Annotated in this window: 11 protein-coding genes and 1 pseudogene; 7 read left to right on the top strand and 5 right to left on the bottom strand. The window is 40.2% G+C overall.

The window, feature by feature from the left end; all coding sequences use genetic code 11:
• Positions 1 to 176 precede the first annotated feature (176 nt).
• Complete coding sequence (locus ACZFYI_RS07835; RefSeq protein ID WP_462523569.1) at positions 177 to 515, top strand: P-II family nitrogen regulator; 339 nt, start codon at positions 177 to 179, stop codon at positions 513 to 515.
• Positions 516 to 567: 52 nt separating this feature from the next.
• Positions 568 to 1,800, top strand: coding sequence for an ammonium transporter (locus ACZFYI_RS07830; RefSeq protein WP_462523568.1), 1,233 nt, complete (start codon positions 568 to 570; stop codon positions 1,798 to 1,800).
• 64 nt (positions 1,801 to 1,864) lie between these two features.
• On the opposite strand, the gene nadC is transcribed toward ACZFYI_RS07830, so the two are convergent.
• Together nadC and ACZFYI_RS07820 are read right to left on the bottom strand one after the other, a co-directional pair.
• On the bottom strand, positions 1,865 to 2,725 hold the full coding sequence (gene nadC / locus ACZFYI_RS07825; RefSeq protein WP_462523567.1) for a carboxylating nicotinate-nucleotide diphosphorylase: 861 nt from the start codon (positions 2,723 to 2,725) through the stop codon (positions 1,865 to 1,867).
• A gap of 33 nt (positions 2,726 to 2,758) precedes the next feature.
• A complete protein-coding gene (locus ACZFYI_RS07820; RefSeq protein ID WP_462523566.1) occupies positions 2,759 to 3,169 on the bottom strand; it encodes a DUF4783 domain-containing protein in 411 nt (136 codons plus the stop codon).
• 222 nt (positions 3,170 to 3,391) lie between these two features.
• Here ACZFYI_RS07820 and gpmI point away from each other — a divergent pair, with 222 nt between their 5' ends.
• Both gpmI and ACZFYI_RS07810 read left to right on the top strand, forming a co-directional pair.
• Positions 3,392 to 4,918 carry a 2,3-bisphosphoglycerate-independent phosphoglycerate mutase gene (gene gpmI, locus ACZFYI_RS07815; protein ID WP_462523565.1) on the top strand — a complete coding sequence of 509 codons (1,527 nt, stop codon included), beginning with the start codon at positions 3,392 to 3,394 and terminating at the stop codon, positions 4,916 to 4,918.
• 87 nt (positions 4,919 to 5,005) lie between these two features.
• On the top strand, positions 5,006 to 5,560 hold the full coding sequence (locus ACZFYI_RS07810) for a hypothetical protein (RefSeq protein WP_462523564.1): 555 nt from the start codon (positions 5,006 to 5,008) through the stop codon (positions 5,558 to 5,560).
• A gap of 48 nt (positions 5,561 to 5,608) precedes the next feature.
• Here ACZFYI_RS07810 and ACZFYI_RS07805 read toward each other — a convergent pair whose 3' ends face one another.
• From ACZFYI_RS07805 to ACZFYI_RS07795, 3 genes are all read right to left on the bottom strand, one after another.
• Positions 5,609 to 7,111 (bottom strand): sodium:proton antiporter, encoded by a 1,503-nt coding sequence (locus ACZFYI_RS07805; RefSeq protein WP_462523563.1) that lies wholly within the window; start codon positions 7,109 to 7,111, stop codon positions 5,609 to 5,611.
• A 195-nt stretch (positions 7,112 to 7,306) separates the two neighbouring features.
• Complete coding sequence (locus ACZFYI_RS07800) at positions 7,307 to 8,533, bottom strand: Glu/Leu/Phe/Val dehydrogenase dimerization domain-containing protein (protein ID WP_462523562.1); 1,227 nt, start codon at positions 8,531 to 8,533, stop codon at positions 7,307 to 7,309.
• A gap of 65 nt (positions 8,534 to 8,598) precedes the next feature.
• Entirely contained in the window at positions 8,599 to 9,675 is a 1,077-nt protein-coding gene (locus ACZFYI_RS07795; protein WP_462523561.1) for an anhydro-N-acetylmuramic acid kinase, read from the bottom strand.
• A gap of 70 nt (positions 9,676 to 9,745) precedes the next feature.
• Here ACZFYI_RS07795 and ACZFYI_RS07790 point away from each other — a divergent pair, with 70 nt between their 5' ends.
• From ACZFYI_RS07790 to ACZFYI_RS07780, 3 genes and pseudogenes are all read left to right on the top strand, one after another.
• Positions 9,746 to 10,513: a type III pantothenate kinase gene (locus ACZFYI_RS07790; RefSeq protein ID WP_462523560.1), complete on the top strand. Its 768-nt coding sequence runs from the start codon at positions 9,746 to 9,748 to the stop codon at positions 10,511 to 10,513.
• A complete protein-coding gene (locus ACZFYI_RS07785; RefSeq protein WP_462523559.1) occupies positions 10,497 to 11,780 on the top strand; it encodes a hypothetical protein in 1,284 nt (427 codons plus the stop codon). The genes ACZFYI_RS07790 and ACZFYI_RS07785 overlap by 17 nt, the downstream gene beginning before the upstream one ends.
• Before the next feature lie 11 nt (positions 11,781 to 11,791).
• A pseudogene (locus ACZFYI_RS07780) lies at positions 11,792 to 12,182 on the top strand (hypothetical protein); the annotation flags it as partial.

Below are 12,182 nucleotides of genomic sequence, written 5' to 3'. Positions count from 1 at the left end.
AACACAGGAATTTATGTTTTTAAATTACTTATCAGTTTAATTTGAGTCTTATTTTTCTAAATAATATGTTTTTCATGTAAAAATTGATTCAAATAGTAACCAAAAATACTTTCAAAACAGTTTTTCGATTACATTAGCGGTGTTTTTCCAACAAATCACCATTTAAATTGAAAAAAATGAAAAAAATCGAAGCAATCATTAGAACATCCAAATTTGATGAGATCCATCAATGCATATCCGGACTTGGTGTAAAGTTCCTGACATTTTATGAAGTAAAGGGAATGGGAATGGCACATGCCAAGGCACAGACATACCGGGGGATTTCCTATGAACCTACCTACATCCCAAGGACAAAACTTGAAATCGTGACTGTAGATGAATTGGTACCAACGGTAGTTGATTGTATCCTCAAAATGGGAAAAACTGGAGAGGTAGGAGATGGAAAAATCTTCATCTACGAGGCGCTTGAGGCATACCGAATCCGAAACAGTGATACAGGAGAAGATGCCTTATAAACTACCAAGAACAAAGCATCAAAATTATTGAACACTTTAACCTTTCAAACCTATGACTCAAGAATTATTTACCATCAATAACCTATGGATGATGGTAGCTACCATTTTGGTATTTATCATGCACCTTGGCTTTGCAAGTCTGGAAGCAGGCCTTACAAGAGCAAAGAATACAGTCAATATATTATTTAAGAATACACTCATTCCTGCAATAGGCTTACTTTCTTATGCCTTTGTTGGATTCAATCTCATGTATCCTGGGGGGGATTTTGCCGGAGGTTTCATGGGATTTGCAGGTTTTGGTTTGGCACTTCCTGAAGGATGGGCTACCAGTAATTACAATGCAGGATATACTTTTTATACTGATTTTATTTTTCAGGCGATGTTTGCGGCTACAGCAGCCACAATCGTTTCAGGTGCAGTTGCAGAGCGGATGAAATTGGGACCGTTCATTTTCTTTTCTATCATTTATGTTGGATTATGTTATCCCATAGTGGGAATGTGGAAGTGGGGTGGAGGTTTTTTGAACACCATGGCAACGCCGTTTTATGATTTTGCAGGTTCGACCATTGTGCATTCAGTAGGAGGCTGGGCAGCATTGGCAGGTGCATTTTTGCTTGGACCAAGATTGGGTAAATATACTCCATCCGGTATGAAGGCCATTCCGGGCCACAATATCCCCATGGCCACCATTGGTGTGTTTTTGCTCTGGTTTGGGTGGTTTGGGTTTAATGGAGGTTCAGTATTGACAGCAGATCCAGGTACTGTTTCCTTGGTATTTGTGACTACAGCCATTGCGGGGGCAGCTGGAGCATTTGGAGCTTTGATAGCTTCATATCTAAAATTCAAAACTTACGATATCACGATGGTACTAAACGGTATCTTGGCGGGTCTTGTCGGCATCACTGCCGGAGCTGATCAGATGGGCGTGGGGGAATCTGCTATTATCGGATTTATCGGAGGAACTTTGGTGGTTTTTGCAGTGGTGTTTTTTGACAGAATCAAAATCGATGATCCGGTAGGAGCCATTTCAGTGCATTTGGTTGGTGGAATTTGGGGGACTTTGGCTGTAGGCTTATTTGGAAACCTTGCAAGTTTCCAACAGGTGATGTCCCAATTGATAGGTATCGGTGTGGTAGGAGCCTTCTGTTTTGGGGCGAGTTGGGTTATTTTCTTTACCTTAAAGAAAACCGTGGGTATCAGGGTAGATGAAAGAGAAGAACTCGAAGGTTTGGATATCAACGAACACAGCATGCAGGCTTATCCTGATTTTGCCTCAAAAGATTGATTTGTTTTTTGGTAAAGTAAAAAAGCCCAAGGGAAATAAATTCTCTTGGGCTTTTTTCAGATACTCAAAATGCCTTAAGACTGATATCCATGCTTCTTACATGATGAGTAAGGGCGCCGACAGAGATATAATCAACCCCACATTCGGCCACATCCTTTAGGGTTTCTTCAGTAATTCCGCCGGATGCCTCTAGCGGATATTTTCCACCTACCATTTTGACGGCTTTGCGCATGGTTTCATAATCCATATTGTCGAGCATGATATAATCTATGCCACCGACTAGTAAGACTTCCCTGACTTCATCCAGATTTCTGGTTTCCACTTCTATTTTCAGGTCGAGTCCCTCCTTTTGCAGATAGTTCTTGGTGTTAAGGATGGCCTTTGTAATACCCCCGGCAAAATCAACGTGGTTGTCTTTCAGCATCACCATGTCATACAAGGCAAAGCGGTGATTGAGTCCACCACCAAGTACTACGGCCCATTTTTCGATCATCCTGAAGTTTGGGGTAGTCTTGCGGGTATCCATCAACCGGGCTTTGGTATGAGAGATCAATTGGGAAAGCTGATGGGTTTTGGTTGCGATACCACTCATGCGCTGCATGCAGTTCAAAACAAGTCTCTCTGTAGTCAGGATCGAAGCTGCAGAGCCTTTTACTATCAACCCAATATCTCCGGGATTGACCTCATCTCCATCCTTTAAAAGGATTTCAACTTGAAGATCACGGTCAAATTGATAGAAAATCATCTCCGCAAGGGCTAACCCTGCAATGATGCCGGATTCTTTGATAATCAGATGGGCTTGACCAAATTGGTCTTTGGATATAGATCCCAAGGTCGAGTGATCTCCAGTTCCGACATCTTCCAAAAGTGCCAACCGGATAAATTCATGAATTTTTTTGGCTGATAAATAAGGTAGGTTTTCCACATTCAAAATTAAAAAAAATAATGTGGTGTGCCTTTACATTTTGGCTTTAATAATATCAATACTGTAAATCCTCAAAACCTCAGATTTGGAATTACCCTTTATCAATACCCTGAATTGCTCACTTTTGGCCTGATAAGATCCCACATAAAAAACTGCCGGTCCGGGCAAACCCGCCTGATGTAGAAGATAAAAATCAACAGGTGGATATTTCATGAAAAATTCCTTTAAAATGTATTCAGCTTGGATTTTTGAGTAGTCACCGTTTTTTCCGTTGATATTCAACAGTACATTCTGATCAAAATATTTTGCTATTTCTTTGCTCGATCCTGTCTTAAAATGAAGGAAAAAGTCATCCATAGCCAGCTTTCCTGTGTTTAACACAGATGCTCCGGAAAACCAAAATATGGCAAATAAAAAGATTGCGAGAAGGGGTGATTTTTTCATTTCAATGAATAGTTCAAATATTAAGCCAAATCATTTTGATTTTTTAGTTTTTCTAAAAAAAAGTACCTGATCTATGCAAAACTGGTTTTGGTAAGTTAAAATACTTCATTCGGATCCAAGGAATTTGAAAAAATAAGCGGAGGAATTTTGTCCCCTTGGCAAAGAATAGGCAACTTTACAAGTTGATTGAATTTAATTTTCAATATTCCAAATTCTCTTTCCATGAACAATAAGAAAGTAGTATTAATGATTTTGGATGGATGGGGCATTGCGACCAATCCTGAGGTTTCTGCAATTGATAAAGCAAAAACTCCTTTTATTGACGGCCTGTATACCAAATACCCTCATTCCAAACTTCAGGCTTCAGGCTTGGCTGTAGGGTTACCGGAAGGCCAAATGGGAAATTCAGAAGTAGGACACATGAATATTGGAGCTGGTAGGGTAGTCTACCAAGACCTCGTCAGAATCAATCAAGCAGCAAAAGAAGGTGAGTTGGATTCCCATCCTGTTTTGGTGAAGGCATTTGAATATGCCAAAAAATCAAAAAAGAATGTCCACTTCATCGGACTTGTTTCTGATGGAGGTGTTCATGCCCATATCAATCACCTTAAAGCCCTGTGCGATGCGGCAAAAGCCAATGGAATGACAGATGTTTTTATCCATGCTTTTACAGACGGGCGGGATACCGATCCCAAAGGTGGGATCCATTATCTTACTGAACTGAAAGAACACCTTCAGCATTCTGTCGGAAGAATAGCTTCTGTCATCGGCAGGTATTATGCCATGGACAGGGACAAAAGATGGGAGAGGGTTAAGCTCGCTTATGATGCCATGGTTCACGGAGAAGGAGAAAAGTCCAAGGACATCATTGCCTCTATTACAAAATCTTATTCCAATGGGGTAACTGACGAATTTATCAGACCCATTATTCAGGTCAACGAGGCAGGGAAGCCACTTGCTGTGATCAAGGAAGACGATGTTGTGGTTTGCTTCAACTTCCGAACTGACCGAGGCAGGGAAATCACTCAGGTACTTACACAGCAGGACTTTGAGGATTTCAATATGAAAAAGCTCAAATTGGATTACATTACTTTTACTAATTATGATGATACTTTTAAGGATGTCAAAGTTCTTTATGACAAAGACAATCTGAACAATACTTTGGGAGAGGTTTTATCAAACAACGGTAAAAAACAGATCAGGATCGCAGAAACTGAAAAATATCCCCATGTGACTTTTTTCTTTTCTGGAGGAAGAGAAACAGAATTTGAAGGCGAGAGCAGGATACTTTGTCCTTCACCCAAAGTAGCTACTTATGATCTCAAACCTGAGATGAGTGCATTTGAAATTGCCAGTAAAATCAAAACGGAGCTCAAAAAGAAGGAAGTCGACTTTGTGTGCCTGAATTTTGCAAACCCTGACATGGTGGGACATACTGGAGTTTTTGAAGCAGCAGTGAAGGCCTGTGAGACTGTCGACGAATGTGCCAGACAAGTGATAACTGTAGGACTTGAGAATGGGTATACTTTTATTGTTATTGCCGATCACGGGAACAGTGACATGATGATCAATGAAGATGGAACCCCAAACACTGCGCATACTACCAATTTGGTGCCTTGTATTTTGGTAGACGACGATGATCAAATAGCGATTCATGATGGAAAACTAGGAGATCTCGCACCTACGATTCTTACTCTGATGGGAGTACCTATCCCGGCTGAAATGACTGGAAATGTCCTGATAAAATAATTTTATACATTTGTGAAGAAAGGATTCATTCATAAATACTTGAATGGATTCTTTTTCATTTACACCTAAGAGAAAATTTTGAAGATTATGAAACAAAGTTTTATTGCAGTTTTGATTTCATTGACCCTTGCAGGATGTGTTGTTGATATTAAAAGTGACGGACAGCCTGAAACCGTTTATTTTCCAATGAAAGATTATATTGAAGTGACCGCCTTGGGTTTGGATGGAATAGGTATTATCAAGGAGTTGAATGTAAATGGGGAAAAGGAAATAGTAAAGGATACGTTAAGTGAGGAAGCCTGGCTAAAGGAACTGGATTTTTTTGTCAAGTCGGATATAAGCCGGCCAAGCTTGGCAGGTTCTTATGAAACCCAGAGAAGTTCAGAATTTTTAATCCATACCCTGAAGGAAGGAGAAAAAGGAGAGGTTCAAAAAATTGTGGTCAGATATGAAGGGGAAATAATCAAAGAAGTAACTTTCCATATCAAAAACTCAAACCTTTTTTATAACTCTGAGACTAGGGGTGTAATATTCAACAAAAGCCAAACCGGCCGACTTGATCATTATGTAGTCGAAACCGTACAGAAAGTTATTTTTCTAAAACCAAATAAAATGATCGTGAAAGCTTCTGTAGCTTGGTGAAATTGAAGCCAAAAATTAAAATTGGCTTCGTTTAATATTTTTGAGGCATCATACAAAGGCAAAAAATACCAGCCAAATAATCAAAAGGATTCGAAGCAATATAGGTAGTGAAAATCTTATTATATAACCAAAGAAAGAAGGCATTTTGATACCGCTTTGTTCTGCTATGGATTTGACCATGAAATTCGGTCCATTTCCAATGTAAGTCATGGCCCCAAAGAATACCGAAGCAAGAGAAATAGCCATCAGCTCAAAGGCAGAATCGTGATAGTTGTTGAGTGCAAAATTTCTGACATCCTCTATTGAACCGATTTCTGCGCCTTGGGAGGCCATCGCAGCAGCTAAGAAGTTGAGGTAAGTAGGAGCATTGTCCAAAACTCCAGATAAAACACCTGTCCCCCAATACAAAGTGTTGTGTGTGATCAAAGCCGCACCTTCAGGAGACTTGGCAAAATTTCCAACCAATTCCAATGCAGGCATCATGGTTCCGAATATCCCTATAAAAATGAAAGCGACTTCGAGTATAGGCTCAAAATTAAATTCATTTCCTTTTATGGCTTTTTTATCGGCAAAGCGGAAACTCATATAGGCCACGGAAAGCATGATGATTTCTCTCAAAAAAGAGAATTTTTGCCCGTCATAATTAATTGCAGGAACCCAGTCAAGTACATTTGGGTCTAAAAATACTGATCCAATTATCACCAAAAGCCACAGGAAATTCCTCGAACCGATCAATGCAAATTTATTGGTATAGGTCATTTCTTCTTCAAGGGCATCTTCTTCATTTGCTTTGCCAAGCTTCTTGTCAATGAAATAAAATACCGAGGCCAACAAAATCAAAGCAAGGGCCCATGCAGGCCAATTGTATTCTATGGTCCAAAAGAAAGGTACACCTTTCAAAAAGCCTAGAAAAAGGGGAGGGTCACCGATCGGTGTCAAAGATCCACCTATATTGCTTACCATGAAGATGAAAAAGATAATATGATAGGGCTGGATATTTCCCTTGTTCAATCTAATAAAGGGTCTAATAAGTAACATAGAAGCACCTGTAGTACCGATCATGTTGGAGACCAAAGCTCCAACCAACAATAGGGTAACATTGGCAAATGGAGTTGCTTTTTTATCAATCTCAATCAAAATCCCTCCTGATGCAATATAAAGGGATGATAATAGGGCGATAAATTGGACATACTCGGCCAATGCATGGACCGGTCCATGTACATTGTGTAGCACAAACAGGTAGTAAAAGATCACCAGCATTGCTAATCCAACTGCAATTTTAGGGTAGTTGTGGTGCCAAAAGTTTTCATAAAACAAAGGCCCGGTTGCTATCATTAACAGCAATGCCACAAAAGGTATTACTAACCAAACAGGCGCTGACGGGTGATCCTTGTGTCCACCTTCATGCACACCTTGACCATCGTGGTGATGGTCGGCGCTGTCTCCAACTGCCATTTCCGTTTGGGTTTCTGTCTGGGCTATTGCCTCAGGGATCAGGCTTAAAAAAACCATCCCAAAAACAAATATAAAAACGGCAAATAGGTTCTTCATTAATTTTAAAATTAAGCAGTCTTTTTCAACAGTTTTGGTTTCAGAGAACCCTGGAAATTACATTAACCAATATACAAATTTGAATTTTATTTTCGCTAAACTACTTATTTTGAATGAAAAGGTCTGCATACTAAATAAGCTCCGAGAGGAATTAATTTAAAATTAACCCCTCTCGGCTGATGATTGGTAAAATGTTTATACCAACTGCTTTAATGCAATCTCTAGAGAGGTTTCTGCCACTTTGTTTTTGGAGCTTCTTTTTTCAAAAGTCTGTCGAAGAGCTGAATGAATAGTATTGCTGACATCGCTGAAAATGGCCTCATCTGTCAAAATTGCATGGTCTGACATAAGGTAAGCAAATACCCTCGCCATTCCGCAATTGGCAATAAAGTCAGGAATAAGCGATACTTTTTCATCAAGCCACTCGCCTATCGGACCAAAAAAAATCTCCGAATCTGCAAACGGAACATTCGCTCCGCAGCTGACGACCTCGAGGCCGGCATGGACCATCCTCTCGGCTTGGTCCTTGGTAACCAACCTTGATGCAGCTGCAGGGATAAAAATCTCACATCCCGTATCCCATATTTTTTTATTTATCTCCTCAAAAGGAATCATGTTGTCAGCCACAAGTTTATTGCCTTCCCTTTTGATAAACAGGTCTCTTATCTCATCAAGTGAAAAGCCTGACGGATTGATCAAGCCCCCGTCCCGGTCAATGATTCCAACAATTTTCACACCATCGACAGCCAAAAAACATGCTGCAGCAGCACCGACATTTCCCCAGCCTTGGATGATTGCCCGCTTGCCCTTAATGTTTCCTCCCCAGATAGAATAAAAATGCCTGATGGCTTCGGCCACTCCAAATCCGGTTATCATGTCGGCCACTTTATATTTTTTTGGTCCGTTGGGAGTATAGTGGGGGTCTTCCAAAACTTTTGAAACACCTTGTCTCAGTTGACCGATTTTTCTGATTTTTTCAGGCTCGGTAGCATGGAAATGACCGTTTACTATTCCCTCCTGAGGATGCCAAAGTCCGTAATTCTCCGTGATGGGAATGACTTCATGAATTTCATCGATGTTAAGGTCGCCGCCAGTTCCATAATAATTCTTCAATAATGGCATAACCGCTTTGTACCATCGTCTAAGGACTTCGTCTTTTCGTGGGTCGTTTGGGTCAAAATTGATTCCTGATTTTGCTCCACCAATGGCAGGGCCCGAAACCGTAAATTTGACCTCCATTGTTTTGGCAAGGGATTCTACCTCTCTCCTGTCAAGTCCTTTCCGCATTCTTGTGCCACCACCTGCAGCGCCACCACGGAGGGAATTGATGACAACCCATCCTTCTGCTTCGGATTCGCTGTCACTCCATTCAAAAATAATTTCAGGTTGCTTGTTCTCAAACTTTTTGAGTAGTTCTTTCATGGTAAATATTTGGGTTTATCAGCAGGCAAAAATAGAAATATTCTCCATGCTAAAAAGCCGGGTATTTATAATCCATGTACAAGACCTCCGCAATTGTCCTTCAAAGATCCGGTGACTGAAGACAATGAGTTATTTTCTTCTCTCATTTTTAGAACCCCCAAGAATGCAAATACAAGCGCCTCTTTGAAATTGATAAGCAAAGGATCTGCTTGGATGACTTCAATGTCAGATTCAAGTGACTCAGCTAATTTTTCCATAAAAAATGTATTGAAGGCTCCTCCTCCTGTTACGAGAACCCTTGTTTTTTCGCCTATCCTAGGGATCAGTATTTTATTAATCTGTTCGACATAATGGATAACAAGGGTATGAAGGACGTTTTCAGGTTTGTGTTCCTCACTCCAATCCAAAATCTGAAGGTAATCGTCAAGGTCCTCCCTTCCCAAAGATTTTGCCCCTTCGATCTGGTAATAGGGCAACTTGTTTAGCTGCTTCAGTACTTTTTTAAGCAGTTTTCCTTTCCTGGCCAGTTTGCCGTTTTTATCATAGGGTTTGCCACAAACTTCTGCAAAATGGTTGAGCAGGAGATTGAAAGGGCAAATATCAAATGCAATTCTTTTGCCTTCAGCTTCCATGCTGATATTGGCAATTCCCCCTAAATTGATACAATAATCATATTCTGAAAAAAGCAGCTTATCCCCTATGGGAACCAAGGGTGCGCCTTGACCACCAAGCTGAACATCCAACATCCTGAAATCATTTATCACCGGAATACCACTTGCAGCATGCAATGCCCATCCGTTTCCGATCTGAAGGCTGAGTTTTTTGGATGGCTGGTGAAAAACCGTATGGCCATGGGAGGAAACGACCTCCGCTTCTATGTCATTTTTTTGGATAAAATCGCGGACTTGTACGCCCATCCAATTTCCAAATTCTACGTCGAGAAGCGCTAGCCTATATCCATTCATGAGGTGGGATCGCTTCAGTTTTTTCCCGAGTTTCTTTGGAAAAGGCACTGTTTCGCTTGCTTGGATCTGAAAAGTCCAATGGTCTTTCTTTTCAAATTCACAATAGGCAATATCCAGTCCGTCGCCTGATGTACCTGACATCAAACCAATGACTTTATAGGTGGATTGGGTTTTCATGGGTTAATTTTTGTTAAATAATTCTCCCTAAAGTTAAATTTATTTTAATCAAAAAACGGGCTGTTGGAATTTGACTAATTTAGCCAAGGTCAATCACTATCGGATTTTGAATTTGAAGCAGCTTGTCGTAGATATCGGAAATTCAAGGATCAAAACAGCTCTTTTTGAGAATGACCTTCTCATGGAAGATTTCATTTTTGAAGATGTCTCCCTGTTTTTGAAGTACTCAAAAAACCAGGATTTCAAACATGCCATCATCAGTTCTGTTACCTATACTGAAGACCAACTTCAAGAGTTATTGAAATTTCCGTTTTTGTTTCTCAGTTCAAAGACACCTTTGCCATTTCAAAACTTGTATGCCACACCTGAAACATTGGGAGTGGATCGAAAAGCTGCAGTAATAGGCGCAAGGACGGTTTTTCAAAACTATCCTATCCTTGCCATTGATTTGGGGAGTTGTATAACCTATGATTTTATGGATGAATCAGACAGGTATTTTGGAGGCGCGATCACTCCGGGGCTGCAGATGAGATTCAAAGCGATGAACCAACAAACAGCAAGGCTTCCATTAGTGGATTTGGAACTGGGGCAGCAGCCCAAGCTTACCGGAGACAGTACAGTTACGGGTTTAAGGTCTGGAGTATATTATGGAATCAGGTTTGAAATGCAGGGATTTATCCATGCTTATCAGACCCAACACGCGGATTTGAAGGTCATTATTTGTGGAGGTGACTCAAAAATCTTTGAAAGCTTAACAAAAGACCACATATTTGTAATCCCTAATTTGGTCCTGCGAGGATTGAATAGAATATTAAGCTACAATGTCAATTACCAATAGGATTAGATTTCTGGGTGTGTTATGCACCTTTTTCATTTACACACAAGCTTTCCCACAGTCAAGTGCTTCTACTTACAGTGCTCTTGGTTTGGGGGAATTCAACTATGCAGGACTTACCCAAAATCAGGGAATGGGCGGATTGGGAATAAGTTTCGGAACAGGATGGGGGGTAAACTATATGAACCCGGCCCTGTCTACGAGAAACACCATATTTAATTTTCAAGCTGCACTTAACTATAAAAGAATCAATGTCTCGAGTTCTGTAGGAAAGGAGACTATTGATGGAGGGGGACTTTCATATGTAGGCTTATCTTTCCCGGTCAAATCCGGTAAAAGAACGCTTGGAATGGGTATTGGACAGATTTCAAGTGTGAGTTACAGCATTCTGGTAAAGGGAGATGTTACCAATTCTGATTTCAGTTCAATTAATAGAGTGGAAGGAGAAGGTGGTATTTCTGAGGCATATCTCTCTTATGGCTTTGTATTGGCAAAAAACTTGAGTTTAGGAATACACGGTTCCTATTTATTTGGATCTACTATACGTACCAATCAATTGGCATTGCTCGATCCTGAAGATACTGAATTCGGATCTCAGACTGAATTTTATCAAAGATTGACCGTCAGTGATATCACTTTCAAAGGAGGAATGCATTATTATTTCAAAGCGGGGGATAAAAGCAACATCCATGTTGGTGCCACTTATCATGCATTTGGAAATATTAATGGAAAAGAATTTGCCAAGATTGCTGATTTTGGACAAGCTAGCAGGCCGGATTCAGATGGAGATATCCTGAGTGACAATGTAAAGGGAACGGTTTTTATACCAAGTAACTTAGGCTATGGGATTTCTTATGAAAAAATAAATAAATTTGTAATTGGTCTAGAAGCACAAATGCAAAATTTTAGCCAATATAGATCATTTTCTGGAGATCAGGGAGAACTAGGTGATACTTACAGGGTTGCAATCGGCGGTCAGCTTATTCCGAACTTTTCAACGGTCAGTAATATATTCAAAAGGTCGACAATCAGGTTCGGTGTTGAATACCAGCAAACTCCATTCATATTGAACCAGACCCAGATCAATGATATTGGCATCAATTTTGGAGCTTCGGTACCTATCAACAGTTTATCGTTGATGAACTTTGCGGTTAAGTTTGGTTCGAGGGGTACCCTCGATAATGGCTTGATTAAAGAAGATTACTTTGGGGTTACCTTAGGATTCTCATTGAATGATAACACCTGGTTTTACAAACGCGTATTCGAATAACACTAACAGATATGAAACTTAAAAACGCACTCATCGGGTTATTTACCCTTAGCCTCGTAGGAATGGCTCAAGCTCAGGATGGTTGGAATTGGCCGTCTGGTGAAGAAACAGAAGCAAAAGCACGTGAAAAAAATGCCGCTTATGTGGACTATATGAAATCTGAGCAGTTTGTAGAAGCGACAAAACCGCTTCATTGGCTCCTTGTCAATACTCCTGATCTGAATGAGTCCATTTATATTTATGGGGTGGATGTCTATAAAGGTGCAGTCAGTTCCACTACCGATCCTGTCCAAAAAAGAATTTATCAGGATTCTGTCATGAAAGTTTATGATCTTAGAAAAGAAAATTTTGATAACGAACCTAAATGGATGGAAAACAAGGCATATTATGGCTATCAATTTT

The sequence above is a fragment of the Aquiflexum sp. genome (assembly GCF_977115555.1).
This window is presented reverse-complemented; position numbering and strand designations above follow the sequence as displayed.